This is a genomic window from Paenibacillus sp. PSB04, from assembly GCF_025809195.1.
Classification (GTDB): domain Bacteria; phylum Bacillota; class Bacilli; order Paenibacillales; family Paenibacillaceae; genus Paenibacillus_AQ; species Paenibacillus_AQ favisporus.
Genome location: NZ_CP081301.1, coordinates 4,633,829 through 4,658,630, shown reverse-complemented (window position 1 = coordinate 4,658,630; position 24,802 = coordinate 4,633,829). Strand labels below are relative to the sequence as shown.

At 48.5% G+C, this 24,802-nt stretch carries 24 protein-coding genes and 1 pseudogene; 8 read left to right on the top strand and 17 right to left on the bottom strand.

The features are described 5' to 3' along the window. Positions 1 to 15: 15 nt before the first annotated feature. From K2F33_RS21585 to K2F33_RS21575, 3 genes are all read right to left on the bottom strand, one after another. The gene (locus tag K2F33_RS21585; RefSeq protein WP_076164706.1) at positions 16 to 999 is read right to left on the bottom strand and encodes an ABC transporter permease; all 984 of its coding nucleotides are present in this window, start codon (positions 997 to 999) and stop codon (positions 16 to 18) included. A 197-nt stretch (positions 1,000 to 1,196) separates the two neighbouring features. Continuing rightward, on the bottom strand, positions 1,197 to 2,618 hold the full coding sequence (locus tag K2F33_RS21580) for a family 43 glycosylhydrolase (RefSeq protein WP_263882414.1): 1,422 nt from the start codon (positions 2,616 to 2,618) through the stop codon (positions 1,197 to 1,199). A gap of 29 nt (positions 2,619 to 2,647) precedes the next feature. Continuing rightward, on the bottom strand, positions 2,648 to 4,471 hold the full coding sequence (locus K2F33_RS21575) for a glycoside hydrolase family 127 protein (RefSeq protein ID WP_263882413.1): 1,824 nt from the start codon (positions 4,469 to 4,471) through the stop codon (positions 2,648 to 2,650). A gap of 179 nt (positions 4,472 to 4,650) precedes the next feature. On the opposite strand from K2F33_RS21575, the gene K2F33_RS21570 reads away from it, so the two are divergent. Continuing rightward, entirely contained in the window at positions 4,651 to 5,541 is an 891-nt protein-coding gene (locus K2F33_RS21570) for an AraC family transcriptional regulator (protein ID WP_076164702.1), read from the top strand. Positions 5,542 to 5,669: 128 nt separating this feature from the next. On the opposite strand, the gene K2F33_RS21565 is transcribed toward K2F33_RS21570, so the two are convergent. The 10 genes and pseudogenes from K2F33_RS21565 to K2F33_RS21520 form a co-directional block, all read right to left on the bottom strand. Beyond that, on the bottom strand, positions 5,670 to 6,209 hold the full coding sequence (locus tag K2F33_RS21565) for an NUDIX hydrolase (protein ID WP_412973937.1): 540 nt from the start codon (positions 6,207 to 6,209) through the stop codon (positions 5,670 to 5,672). Between the two features lie 174 nt (positions 6,210 to 6,383). Further along, positions 6,384 to 6,500, bottom strand: a pseudogene (locus K2F33_RS21560) (SRPBCC family protein); the annotation flags it as partial. Positions 6,501 to 6,512: 12 nt separating this feature from the next. Beyond that, a complete protein-coding gene (locus K2F33_RS21555) occupies positions 6,513 to 7,535 on the bottom strand; it encodes an aldo/keto reductase (RefSeq protein ID WP_263878531.1) in 1,023 nt (340 codons plus the stop codon). A gap of 444 nt (positions 7,536 to 7,979) precedes the next feature. Then, the gene (locus K2F33_RS21550; RefSeq protein ID WP_412973936.1) at positions 7,980 to 9,224 is read right to left on the bottom strand and encodes a serine hydrolase domain-containing protein; all 1,245 of its coding nucleotides are present in this window, start codon (positions 9,222 to 9,224) and stop codon (positions 7,980 to 7,982) included. Positions 9,225 to 9,389: 165 nt separating this feature from the next. Then, positions 9,390 to 10,253 carry a pentapeptide repeat-containing protein gene (locus K2F33_RS21545; RefSeq protein WP_263878530.1) on the bottom strand — a complete coding sequence of 288 codons (864 nt, stop codon included), beginning with the start codon at positions 10,251 to 10,253 and terminating at the stop codon, positions 9,390 to 9,392. A gap of 14 nt (positions 10,254 to 10,267) precedes the next feature. After that, on the bottom strand, positions 10,268 to 10,597 hold the full coding sequence (locus K2F33_RS21540) for a PadR family transcriptional regulator (protein WP_076164694.1): 330 nt from the start codon (positions 10,595 to 10,597) through the stop codon (positions 10,268 to 10,270). 330 nt (positions 10,598 to 10,927) lie between these two features. Further along, complete coding sequence (locus K2F33_RS21535; RefSeq protein WP_089547630.1) at positions 10,928 to 11,272, bottom strand: hypothetical protein; 345 nt, start codon at positions 11,270 to 11,272, stop codon at positions 10,928 to 10,930. A 6-nt stretch (positions 11,273 to 11,278) separates the two neighbouring features. Next, positions 11,279 to 11,710: an SHOCT-like domain-containing protein gene (locus K2F33_RS21530; RefSeq protein ID WP_089547631.1), complete on the bottom strand. Its 432-nt coding sequence runs from the start codon at positions 11,708 to 11,710 to the stop codon at positions 11,279 to 11,281. 13 nt (positions 11,711 to 11,723) lie between these two features. Beyond that, entirely contained in the window at positions 11,724 to 12,089 is a 366-nt protein-coding gene (locus K2F33_RS21525; RefSeq protein ID WP_089547632.1) for a DUF2089 domain-containing protein, read from the bottom strand. A 175-nt stretch (positions 12,090 to 12,264) separates the two neighbouring features. Further along, positions 12,265 to 13,095: a helix-turn-helix transcriptional regulator gene (locus tag K2F33_RS21520; RefSeq protein ID WP_263878529.1), complete on the bottom strand. Its 831-nt coding sequence runs from the start codon at positions 13,093 to 13,095 to the stop codon at positions 12,265 to 12,267. Between the two features lie 151 nt (positions 13,096 to 13,246). On the opposite strand from K2F33_RS21520, the gene K2F33_RS21515 reads away from it, so the two are divergent. Both K2F33_RS21515 and K2F33_RS21510 read left to right on the top strand, forming a co-directional pair. Next, positions 13,247 to 14,758 carry an MFS transporter gene (locus K2F33_RS21515; RefSeq protein ID WP_263878528.1) on the top strand — a complete coding sequence of 504 codons (1,512 nt, stop codon included), beginning with the start codon at positions 13,247 to 13,249 and terminating at the stop codon, positions 14,756 to 14,758. Next, on the top strand, positions 14,724 to 15,101 hold the full coding sequence (locus tag K2F33_RS21510) for a VOC family protein (protein ID WP_263878527.1): 378 nt from the start codon (positions 14,724 to 14,726) through the stop codon (positions 15,099 to 15,101). The genes K2F33_RS21515 and K2F33_RS21510 overlap by 35 nt, the downstream gene beginning before the upstream one ends. A gap of 23 nt (positions 15,102 to 15,124) precedes the next feature. On the opposite strand, the gene K2F33_RS21505 is transcribed toward K2F33_RS21510, so the two are convergent. Further along, positions 15,125 to 15,457 (bottom strand): winged helix-turn-helix transcriptional regulator, encoded by a 333-nt coding sequence (locus K2F33_RS21505; protein ID WP_263878526.1) that lies wholly within the window; start codon positions 15,455 to 15,457, stop codon positions 15,125 to 15,127. A 126-nt stretch (positions 15,458 to 15,583) separates the two neighbouring features. On the opposite strand from K2F33_RS21505, the gene K2F33_RS21500 reads away from it, so the two are divergent. Next, positions 15,584 to 16,480 (top strand): NmrA/HSCARG family protein, encoded by an 897-nt coding sequence (locus K2F33_RS21500; RefSeq protein ID WP_212984041.1) that lies wholly within the window; start codon positions 15,584 to 15,586, stop codon positions 16,478 to 16,480. Between the two features lie 31 nt (positions 16,481 to 16,511). On the opposite strand, the gene K2F33_RS21495 is transcribed toward K2F33_RS21500, so the two are convergent. Next, positions 16,512 to 17,405, bottom strand: coding sequence for a phosphotransferase enzyme family protein (locus tag K2F33_RS21495; protein ID WP_263878525.1), 894 nt, complete (start codon positions 17,403 to 17,405; stop codon positions 16,512 to 16,514). A gap of 125 nt (positions 17,406 to 17,530) precedes the next feature. Between K2F33_RS21495 and K2F33_RS21490 the strand changes: the two genes are divergently transcribed. After that, the gene (locus K2F33_RS21490) at positions 17,531 to 18,994 is read left to right on the top strand and encodes an alkaline phosphatase family protein (RefSeq protein WP_263878524.1); all 1,464 of its coding nucleotides are present in this window, start codon (positions 17,531 to 17,533) and stop codon (positions 18,992 to 18,994) included. 190 nt (positions 18,995 to 19,184) lie between these two features. After that, on the top strand, positions 19,185 to 20,060 hold the full coding sequence (locus K2F33_RS21485; RefSeq protein WP_263878523.1) for an aminoglycoside phosphotransferase family protein: 876 nt from the start codon (positions 19,185 to 19,187) through the stop codon (positions 20,058 to 20,060). A 138-nt stretch (positions 20,061 to 20,198) separates the two neighbouring features. Here the strand turns inward: K2F33_RS21485 and K2F33_RS21480 are convergent, their stop codons facing one another. Next, positions 20,199 to 21,104: a LysR family transcriptional regulator gene (locus K2F33_RS21480; protein ID WP_263878522.1), complete on the bottom strand. Its 906-nt coding sequence runs from the start codon at positions 21,102 to 21,104 to the stop codon at positions 20,199 to 20,201. A 138-nt stretch (positions 21,105 to 21,242) separates the two neighbouring features. Here K2F33_RS21480 and K2F33_RS21475 point away from each other — a divergent pair, with 138 nt between their 5' ends. After that, on the top strand, positions 21,243 to 22,262 hold the full coding sequence (locus K2F33_RS21475) for an alpha/beta fold hydrolase (RefSeq protein WP_263882411.1): 1,020 nt from the start codon (positions 21,243 to 21,245) through the stop codon (positions 22,260 to 22,262). Between the two features lie 95 nt (positions 22,263 to 22,357). Here K2F33_RS21475 and K2F33_RS21470 read toward each other — a convergent pair whose 3' ends face one another. Next, positions 22,358 to 23,173, bottom strand: a complete 816-nt coding sequence (locus K2F33_RS21470; protein WP_263878521.1) for a nucleotidyltransferase family protein — start codon at positions 23,171 to 23,173, stop codon at positions 22,358 to 22,360. A 402-nt stretch (positions 23,174 to 23,575) separates the two neighbouring features. Here K2F33_RS21470 and K2F33_RS21465 point away from each other — a divergent pair, with 402 nt between their 5' ends. Beyond that, a complete protein-coding gene (locus tag K2F33_RS21465; RefSeq protein ID WP_089550256.1) occupies positions 23,576 to 24,796 on the top strand; it encodes an MFS transporter in 1,221 nt (406 codons plus the stop codon). Positions 24,797 to 24,802 lie beyond the last annotated feature (6 nt).

Below are 24,802 nucleotides of genomic sequence, written 5' to 3'. Positions count from 1 at the left end.
CACCAGCCCTCCTTTTTAGAATAAGCTTGACCCTGACACCCGCTTGGCAATGAAGTTACTGGAAAATATCAAAATGACCGAGATGACGGACTGAATGAGATCGATTGCTGCCGCGTAGGAGAATCGCCCGTCACTCAGACCAACCTTGAATGCGTACGTCTGAACAATTTCCGATGTCGGATTGTTGATACTGTTGCCGTATAAGTAGGCTTGTTCGAAGTTGGAGCCAACCAGACCGCCTCCGAGAATACTGCCAATGGTCAACACCAGCACGACGACGATCGTTCCTCTGATTCCCGGAAGTGTGATATATCGGATCCGTGCCAGCCTTCCGGCACCATCCATCTCGGCAGCTTCGTAAAGCGAAGGATTAATCCCGGTGATGGCGGCCAGGAAGATGATCGTCCACCAGCCCATTTCCTTCCAAATCGCACTGCCGACGGCAAGCCCCCAGAAATAGTTCGGACTCGTCAAAATGTTGAGCGGTTTGTCAATCAGCCCGGTTTCGACCAGGGCCCGGTTTACCATGCCAACATCCGCAGACAGGAAGGCGTAGGATACTCCGACGACAACAACCCAGGAAATAAAATGCGGCAGGTAGCTGATCGTCTGAACGAATCGCTTGAACGCCATATTTTTCACTTCATTCAACAGGATCGCAAGCAAAATCGGTGCGGGAAAAGCGAAGATGACCTTCAGTAAGCTCAGGACAAGCGTGTTGCGTACAATCGTGGCAAACTGATAATCATGGATGAATTCATCGAAATATTTCAAACCGACCCACTCGCTGGTAAAGATCCCCTTGATACCATTTGAAATACTGTAGTCTTTAAACGCCATAAGAATACCGAACATCGGCGTGTACGAGAAAATCAGCAGAAAGATCATACCCAGCCCTACAAATACATGCAGTACTTTTTGCTTTTTGAACCGCTTCCATAATTGGTGCTGCTGGCCGCCGTGATCCGCAGTTCTCGTAAACTGTGCATCCAAATCCATATGCGCTCCTCCTTTATTGCTAGTCTATCCTCTTGACCCACCTGCTCGTAAGCCAACATTCTTAAGAAAGCGTTGTCATTTTTTAATACTCGGCCCCCATGGCTTTATCATTAAAAGATCACACAAACCAAAAAGCAGTTCCGGAAAATGCTCGGAACTGCTTGCGTATTTTTTTGGGAAGCTGGTTCCCGGGCGGCTTACTCTAAAATAAACGAAGCCAGATCCGCGCTTCCGCTGCCTGTGTACGTAAAATATAGAGCCTGTATGCCATCCGGAATGACGAGATCCGTTGAATATTCCGTCCATATATTCGTAAAGTTAACGGGTATTTTACCGAGAGCCGGGCCGTCCCAAGCCGTTTTAATTTCAAAGTTGCCCTGGCAATAACCACGCACCTTGATTGTCACCTTCCGGATTCCTTGGCAGTCGAAATACTTGAAACCGGCAGTAGCGGAGTCTGTCATGTTAGCGATGTATCCGATCTCTTCGTCTCCGTCTCTTCCCTCCTGCGTGATCTTCGGAAAACGGCTGTCCATCCATGCCCCTGAGCCAAAACCGCCTGTATACAATTCTTCGTCTTTACAGAACAGATTACATGCCAAGTAGGCGTGGTATTCACCGCGACCCACAAGCGGGCCGTCATTAGGACCGCAAGAGGTCATTTCCACTTGAGGAATCGTTCCATCCTCCCGAATGACGATCGGTTCGATGCAGCCCTGCCGGCTAAAAGCCGTACCGTTGGTATGGCGATGATAAAATATGAACCATCTATCGTTCATTTCCACAATGCTTCCATGGTTATTACCGCCGTAATACATCGGCTTGTCCGCCGGTTTGTAGGAATCGATATGAAGATCATTGTTGCTTATGATGACGCCCTGATAAATGAAGCCTTTTGTCGGAAATTTACTGGTGGCATAACATAATTCATGCATGACAATCGATGAATAGACAAGATAATAGGTATCACCCTTCTTTCGGATGGAGGGAGCCTCAAAAAATTCATGCCCTTCAAACCCGCTTCCCGTACTGTAAGGTTCACTTGGGGCGACAAATACAGGTTCCTCCACAATGGTAAGCATATCTTCACCAAGCACCGTGGCCATTGCGCCATGTCTGGATTTATCCTTGGGTGCACAGAAGCCGGTATATAAGTACGTCTTCTTCCCTTCTGTCAATACACCCGGATCAAACTGGGGCTCGTCTCCTTCTCTTTCGCCCAAGCGTGTACCCTCCGCGTACCTTACGTATCCGTAAAATTCATACTTTCCAGCAGGTGTATCGCAGACGGCAACCGAAACAACCGGAACCTTATCCAGGACATAATAAAGATAATAACGACCATCCGGTCCGACTGTGACGTCAGGCGCATAAAGACACATTCTGCCATCAGGATTTAGCGGGTCATCCGTTTTGGTGTAGATCACGCCTTCGTACCGCCAGTCGCCTAGATCATTCACGGGTGCCGACCAGCAAGCGTAGTCGTTTAAACAAAACACATGTCCGTTAAAGCGGTCATGCGAGCCATATACATAAACTCTGTCGTTAAAAACGTACGGTTCCCCGTCAGGTATGTATTCCCACGATGGGAGATAGGGGTTTAGCCCTTGTTTTTTCATCATAAACGTTCACTCCTTTAAATATGACTTCACGCTTCTTCATACGCCGAGCTGCCATCTTTAGCAAAGGAAAAACGGCGGTTGAGGCTGGAATCCTCTTCTAAGTCCAAATATACGGAATACGCTTCTTCCTCAACTCTGAATAGCGGTATGAATTTCGCTTGTTTGACTTGGTCATCGTCAAGGGCAAACTCCAGTTGCTTCTTTTCCGCCCTGACGAATCTTTCGTTGATATTTGCATTTGACATCCCTTGCAAAAGCGAACCTTGCCCGATTTGAGCCAGTAACACGGTGCTAAACATCACCGCTGCCAAACGGTCTGAACCTTGGAGCGGAACCAAATGCAGGGAAGCCTCTATTTCAATTTCAATCGTATCCTGATCCTGAAAAACACGTTGAATCCCGACGTACCCGTTTTCCCTGATAAGTTCGATCGGAGCGGAATTGATTTTTACAGCTTTAACTGCTTTTTCCTTGAGCATTAATTTGAAAGCTGACGGTCCGGCTGCATCAACCACGAGCTTGGACGTAAGCCCATCGGGGAATTCCGTATGCTGTGTGATTGTGACATGCTTTTCTTTCCAAACCACAGCAGATGGAATAAAGGCATTCATCAGCAGAGCATCCCCGCTTTTAAACCAGATGTTCTTCTGCAGTTCGCTCATTGCCTCAATGCCTGAGGCGGTACAACACCAGAAGGAATCGTACGGATCGCTGAATTTTTTGATCGCGCAGCTGCCCATCGGCTGGTGGTATTGCGAAAGGCCCGTTTCATCGCTGGCGCTATTCAACACCGCATTGTATTTCAGCGATTCCATATGATCCAGATACTCAACCGCCCCGTACCATTCAAACAACCGCTCCAGAATCCTTTCCGTATTATGCGCGCAGCAACTCTCGCATTCGCCGCCGGTCAATGCATCTGCCAGCTGTCCGTAGCCTCCCCAGTGCTCCGATTTTTCGGAAACTCCGCCTTTGATAAAATGGGTGGCCTTTGAGCTGTTGTTTCCGTTGGCAAAAGTTCTTCCCTTTAAGTAAGCATAAAAATTCAAGGCCGCCGTTCGATATTTTTCCTCGCCCGTAAGGTCAAACCGGTGCATTGCCGCTATAATCATCGGCAGGTGAGTGTTTGCGTGCAGATTTTCAAGCACATCCTTGCCGTCCGCAAGATGATCCAGGAAATAATCCCTGTCGAAGAGTTGGGCCAGCTCAAGTATTTTGGCATCGCCGGTGATGTCATACAAGGTGTACAGGGCGTCGCCGATCCCACCGTACTCATTTACAGGGTTCACCTTCGTACAACGCAGAATCCCATCGATTTTCCAGAAGGAAAGCTTTTCAAAACGTCCGTGAATGTAGTGGGCCAGATTTACGGAAAGAGCCAGAGCTTTTTCACTGCCGAGATACGCATAGCAATCGACTAACCCCTGGATATTCTTGTGCAGGGTGTAGTACGGCGCCCATACATTTCGATTTTCCTCGAATTCGAGCGTATCGAGCTTCTCCTCTTCGAAAGCGCTCAAATATCCGTTAGGCTTAGCGCATAACTCCATCATATCGACGATTTCATTTGCTTTTGATTTCAACCCCTCGTCCTGATCGGCAAAGGCAAATTTGGAACAGGCAGACAGATAATGCCCGACGAAATGTCCTCGGAGACCGCCATCTTCGCTTTCCCACCCGCCCAAGGGCACCGCGTTGGACGGAAGCCCGGCGTTCATTTTGAACGTATGCATAAGCCGGTTCAGATCAAATTCAACAATATACTTTTTTACAAGTTGTCTGCGAAATGCAAAGGAACTGTCTGTCAACCTTACTTCATCAAGGCGAAAGTTGGTAAACAAACCGTTCACCTCTTTTCCATCGGTTATGATCCATACCATAAAAATGTATGAAACCCGGATTTTATGAATATCACTACTCCTTTCCCTAAGGATGTGATTTAATATAATGATATTATTGTTGTTTTTGAATGATCTAGCATTTAATCGCGTACTATCGTCACTATATTACGATTTTTAGGAGAGCCCAAATGTACGAGCACCGGTACCGAGAAAACAAGCTGCACGGAGTTCCCGGCTTCCCCCTGTATATATACAAAGTGGAGCATCAAGCCGGGGTTCATTCCATTCTCCCCGTCCATTGGCATAATGAGATGGAAATCATTTATTTGTCCAAGGGAACGGCCACATTCCGAATCGAAAGCCGGGAGTTTGCTATCCGTGAAGGAGAAGCGCTGGTCGTTCACCCAGGCGAACTCCATTCGGGAATTAACGATCAAGATATGGGGATATGCTATTACTCGATCGTATTTAAGTTATCCTGGTTGTCTTCGCTCCAAGCGGATCGAATCCAGGAGCTGTTCCTTGGGCCAATCCTGCTTGGGGAACTCCGACTTCCCGACTTATTATCGGTTTCAGGCGGCACGCCTCCCGAATTGTTGGGCTATATAAAACAGATCCTTGTTCGTTACGAGAACCGTTCACCCGCTTACGAGCTGAGCTTGAAGGGCCTTCTCCTGCAACTGATTGCAGATATGTGCCAGTTCGGAATGATGGAACAAAGAGCAGAGCCGCGAAACAGCCCCGGAAACGAATATAACCAGCAAATCAAAAAAGTGCTGGCTTTTATGGAAGAGCATTCTCACGAAAAGCTAGCATTGGATCAGTTGGCTGGCGTAGTTTCTCTCAGCCGCTCCCATTTTTGCAAATTTTTCAAAACGCAGACCGGGATGCGGCCGATGGAATTTCTGAATTTTATCCGCATCAACAAAGCTGCTAATTTGCTGAGCACAGGATCGTACAATGTGCTTGAGGCTGCTCTGGAGTCTGGCTATCAGCATGTCAGTTATTTTTCCAAATGGTTCAGGTTCTATATGAATATGACGCCTTCACAGTTTAAATCCTATTATTCCGGAATGTAGAACAGTAGGATGCTTTCTTCAACATTAGCCTTGAGTTCTTAGCCGCCGCGCCGGCACAATAGGAGGAGAACTTCAAAAAGCCGCAATCATGCGGCTATTCAAATGAAAGGATTTAATGGCACGTACAACTAAATGTTTCTTTGAAGTTTAACCTGACATTCAGAAGTTGTTGCAGTGACGTACTCCATATAATTCACAGAGCCGTTAAAGTTCAAATAAGCTTCGTACCGCATGCGGATTGCGGGTAAGGTGATCAAATCCAAAACATTTTCTTTGGGAACCCACCTGCATTCGCTCGTCTCCTCAGACGTCGCTAACTCTCCCCCCACAGCTGTACACACGAAATCAAACATGACCTTCGTAGGAACATCTGTTACACCGTCATACCACTTATGGATCGCTGTATTTGAAACCACACTGATTAAATGGCTAACCGTGGCGTCTATTCCACTTTCCTCTTTGATTTCACGGATCACGCCATCCATCAGGTTTTCGCCAACTTCAGTGATTCCCCCAGGATATACCCAACCGTCGTCATGCGCTTTTACTAATAGGATATTTCCCTTTCCATCTTCTACAATACCGCCTGCAGATACGATATGTGTCGGAAACGCCACTTCATAACCTCCTTCGCTTGATGATTTGTCTATGTATTCCTCTTGCTTCATGCACTTTCCTGCTTTTATGGAAAGGATGGTATGACCCACAAGTTCGAACCTTGAGCACAGCAAATCATACTTGGGCATATTTTATGAACGCTTCTGTATTTGAGCGAACAAAAAAAGAGTGTATCCAAGTTCAAATTTCACCTCGGATACACGCCTCTTTTACTTATTAAATCTTCAATCTAAAAATGCTTGTCGTAATGCCTCTAAGCCGTCTTGATAGATCCCATGGAACAGATCAATAGCCTCTTGATCACTGACCCCTGCCGGGGTGAAACTGCCAGACAGCCGTATGTGCCATGTTCATTACTCCCCTATTGATTTCATGTCGATAGGCAGCGGTGCATGGGGTGCTACCAGTTTTTGTTCGCGCATTTCTTCCCAGAAAGCTGCCGGAATGACTGTATTCAATGCAGCTTTGTCTTCTGCAATCCGCTCAGGACGACTTGCACCCGGAATGACGGCTGCAACCGCCGGATTAGCCAGCGAAAATTGTAAAGCAGCCGCCTTGATGCTGATTTGATGACGATCTGCAATATTTTTGATGTTCTCAACTTTTGCCACAATTTCCGGTGTCGCTTTTTGATACTCGAAGTGGGTACCTCCAGCAAGAACACCTGAGCTATAGGGTCCGCCGACAACAATGTCCATCTGATGTTTTACTGCCGCAGGCATAACTCGTTGCAGCGCACGCTCATGGTCCAATAAGGTGTACCGACCAGCCAGCAAAGATACATCCGGCTTGGCTTCTTCCAATTCCAGCATGAGTTCGATCGACTCTACCCGGTTTACTCCGAGTCCCCAGCCCTTAATGACTCCTTCTTCACGTAAACGTGTGAGCGCACGGAATGCCCCGGTTCGGGCCGCTTCAAATTGCGAAATCCACTCATCACCATAAAAGTCTTGCGCCACATCATGGATATAAACAAAGTCCAGACGATCTGTTTTTAAACGTTTCAAACTATCCTCGATCGAGCGAAGAGTCGCATCCGCACTGTAGTCGTTGATGATTTTATTCTTACGGCCGAATTCGAAAAGTCCCCCTTTTTCCCCTAAATCACGTGCAGATGGATCTTCCAATTCATCCGAAATAATTCGGCCTACTTTTGTACTTAAAACGTACTCATCCCGGTTTCTTTTCGACAGTGCTTCACCCAGACGAATCTCCGCCAAGCCAGATCCATACAGCGGAGCTGTGTCAAAGTAACGGATGCCGCTCTCCCAAGCTGCATCTACAGTGGCTATAGCTTCTTCCTCCGGGATATTGCGATACATATTGCCTAGCGGCGCCGTACCAAATCCAATTTTTCCTTGCAGTAAATTTCTCATCTAAGATGTCCTCCTAGGATATATAATTCAATTTGATAGTGCATCGATATGGAAACTAATGCCTAATCAAATCAACAAATGTCATTTTATCGTCTAACAAAAATAGATTATGAAGCATTTAAACAGAGAAGGAAAGTACGCACTTTGAAGTACTATAGGCACCAAAAAGTACTCTACTCCCTACATCCGTCTATTTGTTCTAGTCCTCGGTTTTGTCCGGTAACGTTTATCGTAAAAAAACAAATAACCGCAATGATGCGGCTTCTAAGTGTGATACGTACGAGCAAATAAAAAGACAGCCGATAATAATGACGGCCGCCTTCTAACCTGCTTCATGATTAAATATGCTGATCGATTCCCGAAATCTCAAATGGATGGAGAATTTTCTGAAAGGCTCTGTGCCCTTTCTTGAGGTGGTACATCGAGGCTAATGTTACCCAGTTGTCAATCTTCGATGGCCTGATAGACCGTAGTCCAGAAGTCGTGGATAAGCCGTGCTGAATCCGGGGTAGACATCCCGACTTGGGTGAGAAGAATACCCGTGAGCTGGTTGTGCGGGTCGGCGTAGGTCGAGGTGCCGCTTCCGCCGTCCCAGCCGATTTGGCCGATGGGCGCGTAGTCACCACGGTAGGTGCGCACCGCCATCCCGAAGCCCCAGCCGCCGTGCTGCCCTTGACCGAATGACACGTGGACATTGTTGGTGGCCATGGCGTGTCGGGCGGCTTGCTGCTCGGGCGTAAGGCGGTTAGTGGTCATCAGCTCAACGGCGGGCCGGGACAGGATCCGTTCGTTCCCGTGCATCCCCTGATTCAACAGCATTTGAAAGTACGCGTGGTAGTCATCAACAGTGGAGCAAAGTCCGCCTCCGCCGCCCTGGAACGCCGGAGGCTGGCTGTAGCGTCCCCCTTCGGCTTCGTCCCACACGGTGAACTCACCGGTCTGCGGGTTGGGGGCATAAAGGGGCGGCAGGCGGTCGCTCTTGTCGGCGGGCACATGGAAACCGGTGTCTTTCATGCCGAGGGGATCGAAGATGCGTTCGCGCAGAAATGTCTCAAATGATTGACCCGTGACCCTGGCCACGAGTACGCCGAGCAGATCGTTGCTGATGTGGTACTGCCAGCGCTCTCCGGGCTGGTGCATCAGTGGAAGCGCACCAAGACGGCGCATCCACTCATCCGGCTCGGGCATCGGTTCCGGCAGATCAGGCGTGAGCCCCTGCTCGAAAATCGCGTTCATGATCGGCGTGCCCAGCGACGTCATATCCATACCAAGCCCGAATGTGGAGGTCAAAATGTCCCTTACGGTGATCGGACGCCGCGCCGGCACGGTATCGTCCAGCGGGCCGTCGACTCTCTTCAGCACCCGCCGGTCGGCGAGTTCGGGCAGCCACGGATCTACCACATCGTCCAGCCGCAGCCTGCACTCGTCAAGCAAGACCATCGCCGCAGCCATCGTGACCGGCTTGGAAGTGGACGCCATCCGGAAGATCGTATCCCGGCGCATCGGTACGCCACCGTCATGGCGCATCGTGCCGATCGCTTCGACATGCGTTTCACCGTTCCGGCTGACCAGGGCGACGAGCCCGGGAATTTTCCCCGATTCAACATGCCGCGCCAGCACGTCGCGCATTTTTTGCAGCCCGGTTTCGGAGAAGCCGCTGCTGCTTTTTCCCGATATCATCTTTTCCATTTGGATGACCTCTCTTTTCTTGTTATCAGCCCTATGATTCTCTCTTGTCATTCATGCTTTGAAGCCCTTTGTCAAAAAGGTATATTAGCTGCATCAACGAGACGAAATATCGGCAAGTAAAAGATGGCTCACCCCCTGTTCCGGGTATCCAAATCGAGATATGTACTAGATCACCGTAACCTTGGACAAATTGGCATCCATGCCCTTGAGCGCGGCAAAGGTCAGCTTATCCATCGTCGCCCCGTCAAAGCAAACGGTTTTGATGGCACGATAATACTTCTTGGTCAAAAGAGACCCTTGGAAAGATACATTCTTGAGCGTCGCGCCCTTGAATGAAACTTCTTTCAATCCAGCTTTATCGAACTTGACGCCGACGAAGATTTGACCATCGAAGCGCTGCCCTGTCAGATCGGAGGACGTGAAGTCCACCCCGTCGAATACACAGTTTTCAAAAACGGTTTTGGTAAGAGCGGTCATCGTCAGGTTGACGTCAGTCAGATGAACGCCTGTGAATTTTGCTCCGGCCAGCCATGATTTGCTGAAGTTCGTACGCACGAGGATAGATTTATTGAAGCTTGCATTCGCAAGGTCCAGGGTGGATAAATTGCAGTCGGTCAGATTGGCACCGTCGAAACGGGCTTCTCTCACGTCGCTGTTTTTAAAAGAACTGCCGGTCAAGTCCGCGTTCGTAAAGTCGGAGCCCCGGAGCGCACTTGCTGTAAAATTACCCTGATGGGCGGTAACACCCGCAAAGTCGCTATCCTTCAAGTTGCTCGCACTGAGGTTCGTCAGCACCTTCCGCTCGAGCGACCGGGAGAGGTTTGCCACCTCCAGTACGGTTTGTTCAATGTCGCCGATGCTGTCGATGGTCATTTCCAATGCCGTTTCATCGTCCTTCCCCTCGGCTTTCAATTCACGGAACCGCTCCTGTAAATCGGAGTGCAGGTCCGCCTTTAATTCGCTGACGCTCTTCACCCCGTCGTACGGTGCAAAAACCCCATTCAGATAGTTCGTCAATTTCTCGTTCATCCCATCGACTCCCCTTATAACAAGTTCTCAAGCACACGCTTGGCGTACTCCCAGTTGCTTTTGTTGCGCTCGTACGTTTCCTTGCCCTTCTCGGTAATTCGAAAATATTTGCGCCGTCCGCCCTGCGATTCATCGCCCCAATACCACTCGATATCTCCGTCCCCTTCAAGCCTCCGGACGCTGGAATACATCGTGGCTTCCTTTAGTTCGTACTCACCTCCCGAACGTTCGGCAATCAGCTTGACAATTTCATAACCGTAGCGGTCCGCTTCGGATAATAATCGTAAAATCATCGTGTCGGTATGGCCTCGCAGCAGGTCGGATGTGATTTTGTTGTCACTCATACAATCACCTCCATATCTGCATAATACAATTCACTACTGTGACTGTCAAGGTAATTAATTTATTAAAACACTTTGCTAAAATTCCTTTTTCGCTAATTGTGATTAGTTAACATAACTTAATTATGGTTAACCAAATAAGCTCCATGTTTTTTTTCTCGTCAACGTGATATTTGTTCTTTGCTTTCGGTTTTGAAAAATCATATCTTGTTAAAACACAAAAAGCCGCAGCGCCGCGGCTATTACGCGTATATGCTCATGTCGTCTTACGTGCTTTGATTCAGCATAGGCCACTTCTCTCTAGCACGATGATGCTGTAATTAAAAGCTTTGCCTACAATTTAATCAACACTTTCGTTCCGTCCTGAGCCTGGACATCGACCAGAACCGTACCTTTGCACCGCTGCAGTTCCTTGATGAGCTGCCTGATCGCTTGCTGCGTGCTTGCGTTCTCAAGAATTGACAGCAGCAATTCAGTCCCGAATCGTCTGCCGTCCGAATCGAAATCCTGATTCCGGCTCGGGTCCCCACCCACATGGCCGCCAGACTTGTTCATCCAATCCTTCATTTTGCGCTGAACTAAACCGGAAGTCAGAATACCGCTTCCCATGCGCAATACGGCATAAGGGACCGGAATCACAAAAGCATACCCTTTGCTCTTAACCTTAACAGTTATCATGGCCAATTACTCAATCACTACGGCGACGGTATTCCCGTCACCCATACGGACATCAACGATTTGCCCGTCAAGCTCGTTTTCGATTGCATCGATCAGCAGATCGATATCGATATTCTTCACATATTCCGCGGATTGCGGAATATTAGATGCGATGCTGTGCCCCGCTCCGAGAACCGCCTTCACCAGTTTAATCGGTAAATTAATGCTGACATTATCGTTTTCTTCAGTTGTTACTCGAATTTTCAACGTTTTGTCTAAATAACGGCCGGAACCCGATGACAATTTCTTCGAATAGTCTGGTTTCCCAAGTACCTGCACGGCTTGCGATGGATGTGCCATTTGCTTCTCCTGCAGTGCATTAATCAACTCCGTTGCCTTTTCAGAATCAATTTTGCCTTCCTGCATCATGGAGAGCACTTTGCTGATTTCTTCTCTCATCGTTTCTTCCTCCTTATTCATCCTTCAACATTCTGACCGCTTCGTCCGCGGTAATTTCGCCATTCTCCAGCATGGAAATGACCTTCTTCTCATCGACTTCCTGCTTCTTACGCGTATCGTAACCGAGGGCCGTGATGATATCATTGAGCTTGCCGCGAACCGTCGGGTAAGATATGCCGAGCTCTTTCTCTACTTCCTTGATGTTGCCCCTGTTCACAAGAAAGGTGATTACAAAATGGAGCTGTTCAGGTGAGAGTAGAGCCAGCTTTGATAATTCAAACGTGTTCTCAATCGTCGTCCTGCAATGTCCACATTCCAGCTTGACTGCGTGCAGCGGATGGTCGCATACAGGACACTGTGTGATGATGGGATACTTCATACTCTACTCCTTTCTTTTTTTGAATTATAAAACAACATATTCAATTTGTAAAACCAAAAAATCAATAATTTTAATATCTAAGTTAAAATTATTGATTTTTTTGTGCCTATAAAAAATATTTTAAATTTTAATTTTAATAAAATTGAAAATCACCACGGATCCATAGGCATGATATTTAGCTTTCCCTTGGTCCTTTCTCAACCCGAGAAGTATCCACTTGAACCGGGATATATACAGTCATTTTCAAGTCGGGGTAATCGGCAACCGTAAGCGACTGGTGCTCGAAAGCGAGCTCACCGAGCCTTGGGTGATTGAACCTTTTAAGTCCCAGCGGGATACCGAGCACTTCATGATGATCCCACCATTGATTGAACATTTCGCTCGTCTTCTTGAGCAGATCAACCAACTCTTCGAACGAAGGATCGCCAATATGCTGTCCGTAGCTGGTCCGAAATTGGGCTAAGAGGCTCTGGGCTACATACGGCCAGTCCGGAAGCAAATCGGGGTAATCGGGACGGGCAAACATTCGCCACAAACTGTTTCTTTCCAGAACGTTCATTTGGTTAAAGTCGCCAAACAGCTCGCAAGCCGCATGATTCCAAGCAAGCGTGTCCCATCGGGGTCCTCTTATGTAAGCGGGAAAAGGCTCTAGTTTATCCAGCATACGCTGCAGGGACGGATCCATGTGAATGTCGGACATCCAATCCTTGGCGGGTGGACGGTGTTCCGCAAGCGTATACAAATGCAGCAGCTCATACCGGTTCAATTGGAGAGCTTTGCCCAAACTATCAAGAACCTGTGCAGAAGGCCGGACGTCCCGTCCCTGTTCCAGCCACGTATACCATATGTTGCTGACCCCGGCGATGTCCGCCACTTCTTCACGGCGAAGACCCTTGGCCCTCCGATGCGGTGCGCTTTGGATACCAAGGTCGGCCGGGGATATGCGCGTTCGGCGCGATTTCAAGAATGCGCCTAACTCTTTGCGGCGTTTCAAATCTTCTTCCATCCTCTTCCCTCCGCTCTATCTGCATATGAAATCATTTTTCACGTGCATTCTTGCTAGGTATTATTTTTTATAATCGTATAAACGGTATTCTTACGAAAAGACCTTTTTCATCTAGGATAAGGATATAACTTGATGGAGAAAGGTGATTGAAATGACCATGACTAGTGGAGAGCGCGTCGATTCTCGCAGATGGTGGGCTTTGGCGGTGGTGTTGGCAGCGACATTTATGGCTTTGCTTGATTCTTTTATCGTTAACGTTGCGATTCCGTCCATCCAAGCCGATTTACGGGCAAGCGCCTCGGACATTCAGTTTATTCTTGCGGGCTATACGCTGGCTTATGCCGTGCTGCTCATTACCGGGAGCCGGCTCGGCGATATGTTTGGGCGAAAACGTCTGTTTCTCATAGGGATGTTAGGATTCGTAGTCGCTTCGGCGCTATGCGGTGCGGCTCCCTCCTCGCTGTACCTGATCCTGTTTCGCGTGCTTCAGGGCATAACGGCGGCGGCCATGATGCCGCAAGTGCTCGCTATGATCCAAGTGAGTTTTCCCGAGCGTGAAAAAGCGAAAGCCATCGGTTTGTATGGTGCGACCATCGGCATCGCCACCGTATCCGGGCAGCTGCTCGGGGGTTACCTTATCAGCCAAAATCTGTTCGGCTTGGGATGGCGTTCCGTGTTTCTCGTGAACGTCCCCATTGGTGTGGCTGCATTACTGGCCGGAATCCCGCTGCTTCAAGAGTCGCGCAACCCTTCAGCCAAACGGCTTGATCTGGCCGGCGCAATCATTTTAACAGCAAGCCTGTTGGCGCTGGCATTTCCACTTGTTCAAGGCCGTGAGGCTGGATGGCCCGCATGGTCGTTCATCTTGCTTGCCTGCTTCCCGGCAGGTTTGACACTGTTTATTATATATGAGCGCAAAATGCTTGAAAATGGAAAATCGCCACTGCTCTCTCCTTCACTTTTCCGGGATCGTTCCTTTAGCCTCGGCATATCGCTCATACTCGTCTTTTATGCGATCGCTTCGGCATTGTTCTTCACGTTGGCGGTTATGCTCCAGCAGGGCTTCGGCTATTCTGCTTTAACGTCGGGGTTAACCTATTTGCCCTTGGGAATCGGCTTCTTCCTCGCTTCACTGGCATCACCTAAGCTCGTGAGCAGGTTCGGACCGGCTGTTCTGTTAGTAGGAGCTATAATTACGGCAGGCGGCATCGGTTACACTTTGGAAATTGTCCATCATCACGGCGGCCATCTGGTTTGGATGGCGCTTTGGCCGAGCTTGTTTATCATTGGCATTGGGCAAGGCGCCTGCGCGGCGCCGCTCATTGGAACCATTCTGTCCAAGGTCCGCCAGGTGAATATCGGCGCGGCTTCCGGTGTTTTAACGACTGCAACCCAGCTTAGCACCGCGCTAGGCGTATGTTTCGTCGGAATCTTCTTCTATCGTGCTTTGGATATTTCAGCTTTGCTTGACTCGCATACCCGTTATGCACACGCCTTTACCATCGCGCTGGAATTTGTTCTGATCTTGTCCGTCATCTATGCATTCCTGCTGATATTCTTACTGAAAGCGGGACAGCAACGGCACCCTGAAAAGCTGTCAGTGCTTCGGGGCAGAGGGGTTGATTCGTATGGCCAGCTACCTGAATCAAATCCGTTTCAATGATATCCCGGTATCAGATCTGGAGTATTCGCTTGAATGGTATCAGTCCGTTCTCGGATTTGATGTTCAATATAAAAATGACGATATCGGAATATTACGTTTGGAGCGCGGTCCAGGATTAATTCTTACCCGATCTGATAACAGGTCATCCCATGGAAAAATAAGCACGGAAGGAAAAGCTGTTCCTATGATCGGACTTGAGACTCATCAAATTGATAGGCTCTATCGCTTTCTTTGTGAAAAAGGCGTTCCGGTTACACCCATCCGCAATGAAGACATTGGCCGCTTCTTTGGGTTTATTGACCCTGATGGACACAGATACTCTGTCCTGAGAGTTAATCATTAAAGCATCGATGGTTGACAACCTTTTTATTCATTTGGGGTGGAGCTCCATTTTTCTCCCCATTGGCGCATTTGAAAAAGTACTTCCCTATACTCTCTCCCTTTTTCCGTTAAAGAGTACTCGACGCTAATAGGATTTGTTGGGTAAACCTGACGATTTACGATTTTATAATGTTCTAAATGCCGCAAAATATCGGTTAAAGATTTGATGCTGATGGTGCTCAAATTCCGGCGCAGCTGATTAAAGCGCTGAGGACTATAATACAATTGAGAGATTACCAGGAAAGCCCATTTGCTGCCTATCACTTGTAACGCTTCGTTAACTGCGGATAGGCATTTTTGTTCATCACTTGGGTTCAAGCAATCACTTCCTCACAAATTACTTACTATTCGTAAGTATAACTCAACAAAGTGTCTCCTTACAAAGAAATCATATATGATTTACACTTTCAATTAGTTATTCCATTACCTTGAAGGAGGAAGCATATGACTACGCTTCAGAAGACGATTTTGGTTTTAGGAGCCACAGGCCAGCAAGGGGGTGCGGCAGCGTCACATCTGCTTGCTGATGGCTGGCAGGTGCGTGCTTTCACACGTGATCTTTCAAGTACGGCAGCCCAAACCCTTGCTCAAGCGGGTGCTCAATTGTTCCGTGGGGATTTGGGAGATCGCGCATCGCTGGATGCTGCCATGCAAGGAGTGCACGGGGTCTTCAGCGTTCAACCACCTACGTGGGAGCCTAGCGATGCAAGAACGGCCGAAGAAATTCGTTGGGGTAAAAATGCAGCCGATGCGGCGAAAGATGCCGGGGTTCAGCATTTCGTTTATTCATCGAATAGCGGTGCTGACGTACAGTCTCACTTTCGTTATTTTGCCAAGTGGGAAATTGAACAATACATTACGACGCTTGGCCTTCCTGCAACGATCTTGCGCCCGTCGGGATTTATGGAAAGTTACGCCAGTCCGTTTTATGGTATTCAGCATGGGACATTGGCTGAAGCCACCAACCCGGACGTACCTGTACATTGCATAGCTGTGGAAGACATCGGTGCGTTCGTCAAGCTGGCCTTCAAACATCCCGACAAATTTCTGGGCAAAACGATCGAAATCGCCGGTGACGCACGGACTCCGCCTAGCATTGCCTCAGCCATCACTCGTGCGACAGGCCGCCCGATAAGCTATGTACAAATCCCTATAGAAACGATACGTCAGCACAACGAAACCTTGGCGCGGATCTATGAATGGTTAAACGGAGACGGCTACGAAGTCGATTTTCCAACATTGCGCAGCCTACACCCTGGTCTTATGGATTTTGACACTTGGCTGGAGAAGAAAGGGAAAGCGATGTTCGAAGTGCTTTTTCAAACGAACCAAACCAATTAAAGTTTATCATCCTGAAGTCTAACAGCCGCATTTAACGGAACGGGACGGCGTCCTGTCCCATCAACGGTGAACGCTCTAACAATTTCCTGACAATCCAGCCGTCGTCCCAAGTTCCTTCCTTTAGGTGCCTGCATGCATTCTCAATCAACCCCGCCCACCACATGGGCGTAATCAGTTCCCACTCCTCCAGCTCAAGAGGTGATACTTCATTATACCCATAAATCACCTCGTCGTACTTTCCCCGCCAAGAAAGAGCAAAGTCGCCTACTCGATGGTCCCAGTGCGCAAGCTCAAAATCGAGTATGCCGGAGAGCTTCCCATCCTGGAATCGCAGGTTCCAGGGTGTAAAATCCCCGTGGATCACGATCCCGGGTCTGGAATGAAGTTTCAGCTCCTCCACCCGCCTGCGGGCACGCTCCAAATGCCACCACAGAATCCGTATTTCCTCAGGGCGCTGCTTTTCATTTCGTGACAGCAATCGATCTAGCTCGGAGTCAAATAGAATCTCTTCGCACCGCCGCCAATCCTTGCGCTGACCGATTCCACTGAGTTTCCCAAGGTCTGAATGAAACTGAGCCATAAGCCGCCCCCTTGCACGCTGTTCGGCCGCCCGGTTGTCGACAGATGGCGGTTCACCGTAAAGATAAGGGAATAACCCCCAGATTTGCCCCTCCATCTCGAACGGCCCTTCAATAACGGAAGCCACAGGCCATCCAAGCTCAGCTATGCTTTTAAGCAATTTCACTTCATAATCAATCTCATCCAAATGAGTTTCTTTGTACCAGCGCCGTAATACAAGGTGGTCGTTCTTGAAATTTACCAGCCAATGCTGGTTGAGTCTCCCACCCAATGAACAGGCCACTTTGATATGAAACTGTTCAAAAAGCTTATCCAATGGCAGCGCCAAATCCGCACGATCGCTCACTTCTACTCCCCCTTCGATACAAATGTCATCCTACATGACATTCCGCTTGCCGAATATTTTGAATACTGAAAGCAAATAATGTGGCTTAAGAATAGGCTTGCAGAAAAAATTGGCAGGTGAACAGGTTGCAGCACATTATCTTCATTTGTGTCGATACGTTAATGAGCCAGGCGATTGATAAGGGAATCGAGCAAAACAAACTTCCAACTTTTCAGTTCTTGATGGAACACGGTCAATACTATAAGAATGTCGTCACCTCATTTCCCACCATGTCCGTGTCGATTGACTGCACACTGCTGACGGGAACGTATCCGGATGAACATCGTGTACCGGGACTGGTCTGGTACTCAGCACAAGACAAAAAAGTCATTAATTATGGCAGCGGATTTTGGGAAATCTACAGGAACGGAATCAACCAATATTTGAATGATGCCTTAATCCGTATGAACGGCGACCACCTGAATCCGCAAATACCGACCATTTTTGAAGAATTGGACCGTATGGGGTTACAATCGGGGTCCGTTAATGGTTTGATCTATCGGGGAAGCGCGGATCACCAGCTGAATTTTCCTTTTTGGATTCATATGCCGACAGCATTACCTAAAAATATCACGGTTAAAGGTCCGGATTTGTTTGCCTATGGAGCATTTTCAAATCCGCTGAAAAGCGTGAAAAGCTTGCCGGTGAGCCCCATCGGTAAGTTCGGCTTTAACAATGAATATTCGCTCGGAATGGTGACGCATCTTATTCAAAACGAGCAATTGCCTGATTTTCTGTATGTCTATTTCCCCGATCTGGACCAAAAAATACATAAACAAGGGCCGTCGGATTTGGATGGCGTGATCCGCACCGATCACCAATTGAAGACCTTGCTGCAGGCATTTGGTTCACCGGAAGAGGCTTTGGAAAAAGCCGTAATCATCATCATGGGGGATAACGGAATGGCTCATGTCCACCCGAAAAATCGCCAACCGGTCATTGATTTAGGGCAAATCTTGAACGAATACCGCATTTTACGGCAGGGAGGCGCCGTCACGGACCAGACCGAGCTTATTCTTGCCATCAATGATAGAATGGCTTATCTGTATAAGCTAACCTCACAATATTCTTTTGAGCAAATATCAGAGGTATTGAAGGCTGACGAAAGAATCGATATATTGGCTTGGAAAGACGATGATTGGATTCGCGTTGTTCGATCTGGATCATCCAAGAAATTCGCCTATCGGTCACAAGGAGACTTGGTTGATCCCTATCATCAATCATGGACATTGGCCGAAGATCACGAAGTGCTTGATTTACAAATCAATACCCAAAAGCATACGGTGGAATATGGACATTACCCCGATGTCCTCCGGCGATTGTCCGCTGCCTTACATTCCCATCATGGGGAATACATGGTCGTAACCGCAAAGCCGGGATATGAATTGAAGTACGGCAGTTCACCCACCCATATAGGAGGCGCAGGGCACGGGGGCATAAGTCAAGCGGAGTCGCTCGTTCCTCTAATAATTGCCGGTACAGACCATAAACCGGAATCACTGCGGGTCGTCGATTTAAAATCTTATTTTCTTCAACTTTTAAAGGTTTGAGCTGATTATAACATTGCTCTGCCCCAAGGTGATTGGTCTGATTTCATAAAGACATGATCAAAAATAACGCTAGCCGGGCTATACATATCCCGGTTTTTTTACGTTCTTATTTCTCGGTCTCTCCAACCCTTGAGGAGATGCAGGTGAAAGGTTATAATTTGATTACCATTTTTTAGAAAGCGGTGAGAAGATGGAGATTACCTGCGAGCTTGTACGCCGATTAATCGATAGTCAATTTCCGGAATGGGCGAATTTAGAGATAATGCCTGTAGAAAAAAGCGGCCACGATAACCGTACCTACCGACTGGGCAGTGAAATGACCGTCCGTTTACCAAGCCATGAACGCTACGCCTCGGCTGTTGAAAAAGAACTGACCTGGCTTCCCGTTTTCAAGCCGCTTCTTTCCGTCCCCATTCCGGTTCCGGTTGCCAAAGGAGCGCCCACGGACGAATATCCTCTTCCCTGGTCCGTGAACCTTTGGATTGACGGCGACACGGTCACGCACAGCAACATATCCGATCACAACCAATTTGCCGAAGATCTCGCCAGTTTTTTACAAGAGTTGGAGGCGATCGATGCAAGCCGCGGCGTCCCGGCAGGGGTCCAGAACTTTCATCGAGGGGGAAATCTTGCGGTATATGATGATGAGACAAGAACGATCATCGAAAAGCTATCCGGGCAATACGATCACAAGCTGCTAACGGAAATATGGGAGCTTGCCCTTGCGACAACATACCAATCAGAGCCGCTGTGGCTGCATGGTGATGTTGCCGTAGGCAATTTGCTCGTGAGGGATGGACGACTGTGCGGCGTTATTGATTTTGGAACGATGGGCGTAGGCGATCCTTCGAGCGACCTTGTGATGGCCTGGAACTTTTTTGATGAAGCCAGCCGCGGCCACTTCCTGAAGCGGATGGATTTTGATGAGGACACCATTCATCGCGCTCGCGGCTGGGCCCTATGGAAAGGGCTCATCACCTATGATTGGAATGAAAAGGGCTCGGAAGCTGCGGATTGGGGAAAGCATGTGGTGGACACCATTGTCCAGGATTACAAGCGGTTGTAAGGAAAGAACCTTAGTGCCTCTAGCCAATCCCTTCTATCCATATGATACGTTCCCCCACAATTCATCTTAACCAAACAAGTTCTTGTCTTTCGAAAAAGACGAGAACTTGTTTTTTTGTTTAATAAATGGTTCTGCGAACTACACGGCATGAATAGGGGAATTTGCAAGCACTTCTCCTGCCGTCTCTATAAAAGATTCTATGATTGGTGAAAGCCACTTGTCTTTATGCCAAGACATCTGGGTATACACGTGCAGATCCGGAATTTCCCATGGAAGAGCAACAAGGTCGCCCCGATCAACTTCAGCTTCTGTTACGATTTCAGGAAGGAAGGCAATACCGATTCCCGAAACGGCACATTGTTTAATCGCTTCAGCACTTTGAAACTCTAAATACGTAATACTATCTACTCCCTCTTTCTCAAATGACCGGTCGAACATGGTTCGGTAAGGACAGCCCTTTTCATTCGTCAGGAACACTTCTCCGTGAAAATCTTCCAGCTGCAGCAGGTTTCTTTTGGCGAGAGGATGGTCGGGAGCAGCAAAGAGGCGGAACCTCTCTTCCACCAACGGCTCCACGGCAAGTCCGCTCGAGCGAATGGGCTCATCCAGCATAAAGACGACATCGGCAGTTCCCTCAAATAGTGCTTGCTTGAGCTCCAGATTTGGAACGGAGCGGAAGATCAGACGAACCCCCGGATGCTGCGAGCGAAATCGTTGAAAGACAGCTGGGAGCCGATAGGCGCACACGACCTCATTGGCACTGATCGTCAGGGTGCCGGTTAAATCTTCATTGTCATGAACGGCGCTGCGAGCTTCGTCCAGTTTGTCCAGAACACCTTGAATGTGAGTTAAAAAGCGTATCCCTGCCGTCGTGAGAACAAGCTGCTTGCCCAAGCGGTCAAAGAGACGAACCCCAAGCTCATCTTCCAATGCTTTTATTTGCATCGTAACGTTGGAGGGGACGTAGTTTAGCACTTCCGCAGCCCGACTGAAATTTAATGTGGATGCAACCGTACGGAACGTATTCAGCTGGCGCAATTCCATCACACGCTCCCCTTTCATTTTCAATAATATTGAACACTGCTTTGAATTCTATTCACTTTTATTGAGAGTAACACAGAACTATACTGACAACAAGAAATACAATCTATTGGTTTCAACTTGAAAGGAGCAAACGATATGATGGATTATGAAATTTTTGATTTGGGTGACGTAACCTTGCAATCGGGAGTGACGTTACCGAGCGCTTTTCTTGCTTATAAGACTTATGGAAAATTGAATGAAAATAAAGATAATGTCATCGTCTATCCAACGGCATTTGGCGACCAGCATGTTCAAAATGAATGGTTGATCGGAGACGGCATGGCACTGGATCCGCGAGAATATTTCATCATCGTCCCCAATCTGCTGGGCAACGGATTATCCTCCTCTCCCAGCAACACGCCTCCTCCATTCGACCGGGCGAATTTTCCGCAGGTAACGATCTATGACAACGTTACATTCCAGCATCGGCTGGTGACCGAAAAATTCGGCATTGAGAAGATTGCTCTCGTTGTCGGTTGGTCCATGGGAGGCATTCAAGCCTACCAATGGGGGGCAAGCTATCCCGACATGGTGGAACGAATCGCTCCTTTCGCCGGAGTAGCAAAGACTTGGCCCCAAACGTATGTAGTCCTGGGCGGAATGAAAGCCGCGCTCATGGCTTCAGTCCGGTTCGATTCCAGCAAACTTGACGGGTTGACCTCTGCTGACATGCGCGCCGTTGGCCATGTCTATGCAGGATGGGGCGTATCTCAAGCCTTTTACAGAGAGGAAATGTATCGTGAGATGGGATTCAGCTCTTTGGCAGATTTTATGGCTGGCGTCTGGGAAGACAGCTTTATGAAGATGGATCCGCACAACGTGCTGGCCATGTTATGGACCGGCCAACATGCGGATATTAGTGCAAACCCCGCTTATAACGGGGATTTCGATAAGGCGCTGGGAAGCATTAAGGCGCATGCCTGCATCATGCCGGGAAGTACGGATCTCTTCTGTCCCGCGGACGATAGTGAATATGAGGCTAAGCACATACCACATGCGGTTTTTAAACCGATCGAATCGATCTGGGGCCATTTTGCCGGCCGTGGAATCAACCCTGCCGATAATCAATTTATTGATGACAATCTCAAACGCTTGTTGGCGATGAGTATAAATGAATAGTTCATTAAAATCATGACGCCTCATCGAACAAACCCTTGTCAGAGTAACAACAGCAGCCGATCCGTTGGATCGGCTGCTGTTGTGTTTATGCTGAGCTATAGTTTCCGTTCGTTGAACGAGCTTCCATTGGAATTTTCTGAATAGATACCGTCAAGAAACTCGATGGAAACGCGTTCTGCTTCGTTCCTTGGCACAATATCCGAACCTTGGCGTAGTCGCTGATACATCTGGATCGTATTTTTTAACGCATGATAGCAGCTTTCAAAGCTATGGATAGGGACCGTTCCTTGTAATTCCTCCATTTCCTTGAGGACATATTTCTCGAGCTTTCGGACTCCTCTCGGGGAATGACCGTTGTGGATGAGTACCAATGGTCCTAACACTGTATTCCGCATAAATGTTATCGTATCAATCACTTCGAATAATTCGCCTCTCCCTAATTTTGCAGCACAGTAATGAACCCATACCCAGAAGCGATCTTCGATCCATTGAGGCTGAGGGGAGGGGAACGATGCACTTGTATTATGGAGTATTGTTGAAATTCCACTACCTCTCTCCCAAAGAATCAGTGGGTTCTCGACCCGGGATTCGAGCTCTTCCAAATGAACATATTTTAAATCGACATGGAGAGGGGCTGGTCCATATAAACAAATAAGCAATCGGGGTTCCCCAACATGCTCGCCTGTGAATGCAGAAAGTAAATGACCAAGCCTTTCGGCGAATTGGATGCGTTGTTCCATGATCTCTTTTTGAAAAGCATCGTCGTAGACGATTATTAAATCCAGATCGCTATACTCATCCATTTCTTCATACATCATAGATCCGCCTGCGAGCAGGCCCATAAAACGCTGATCTTTGCTTACATGTTCAATCGCTTGTTTAATGAATCGATCGTGTAAAGGTAACTTCATGCCAAGCACTCCTTCATTTGTGACCCATAAAATGGGTATTATTACAAAATAACATTTACAAAGATGGATCGTCAACTGTATGCCGTTTCGTGGGATCTGTTTCGCATTCTTATATGAACTAGATTTCAACAGCGTTCGTAAAATAAGACTTTATCTTCCAACAACAAAAGGCTGCAAAAATGCAGGGCTGAGTTAAAGGGGATTACTCTACCATCCCCGTTAATTTTGACTCTTTCAGGTAACCTCCAATTTCCGACCATGTTTTTCTCCCCCTCCCTTCCTTCTTTTTTTCATTTCATATAAAATGAATGAGCACTATGTAAGCAAATACATAGTTTCGTTATACCGAAACAATACGTTCGGCATTTTTTCCACAACAAGAAAGGATGACTTGCATTGAATGTGAACACTTCGTCCGTGCTCCATAACCGCTCATTTTTGCACTTATGGATTGCGCGGATTTTCTCGGCCAGCGCGTTTCAAATTCTGTCCGTCGTCATTGGTTGGCAGATGTACGCACTGACGGACAGCGCCTTTCAGCTCGGCTTTGTCGGCCTGGCCCAGTTCCTGCCTATGCTGCTGCTGACGCTGCCGGCCGGGCAGACGGCGGACCGTTATGATCGCCGTACCATCGTCTATATTTGCCAACTCATGGAGTGCGCTGTCGTCGTCTTTCTCGTCATCAGCAGTATTGAGGGCTGGATCACCTCTGTTCATTTGTTGATCGCCGCTGCCATACTTGGAGCTTGCCGTACCTTTGAGGGCCCGGCTTCTGCCGCCCTCGTGCCGGATATCGTCGACCGCGAGCAGCTGCCGCAGGCAGCCGCCTGGTCCGCCTCGGGGATGCAAACGGCGATGATCGTCGGCCCGTCGCTCGGAGGCGTACTCGTGATCTGGGGCATCTCTACGGCCTACATCACAACGCTGGTCGCGCTCCTTATATCCGTCGTATTGATTTTCTTCGTGAAGACCGTTCATTTCGTTAAAAAGCTGGATGCCGTCGGGATCGACACCTTTTTCAGCGGTCTGCGGTTCGTATTCGCCCGTAAAATCATCCTGGGCACCATCTCGCTCGATCTGTTCGCCGTTCTGCTCGGCGGCGCGACGGCATTGCTGCCCATCTTTGCCGACGAAATCCTGAAGACCGGTCCGACCGGTCTCGGTCTGCTTCGCGCCGCGCCAGCAGTCGGCGCGATCGTTGTTTCGCTGATTCTCACGCGAATTTCGATTGAGAAAGCCATTGGCAAAACGCTGTTTGCCTCGCTCGTGATGTTCGCCTTGGCGACCATCCTGTTTGGCATCTCCCGCAGCATCTGGCTTTCGCTCTTCGCGTTGTTTCTCACCGGCGCAGCCGACGTCGTCAGCGTCGTGATCCGTTCGACGCTTGTACAGGTGAACACGCCCCAAGAGATGCAGGGCCGGGTCAATGCCGTTAACTCGCTCTTCATCGGCACTTCCAATCAGCTCGGCGAATTCGAATCCGGCACGATGGCCGGGTTGGTCGGTGCCGTGCCGGCAACCATCATCGGCGGCGTTGGCACCCTAGCTGTTGCCGTAATCTGGATGTATTGGCTTTTCCCGGTTCTTCGGAACCTGAAGACCTACTCGACGGAAGAAGGGTAAAAAACT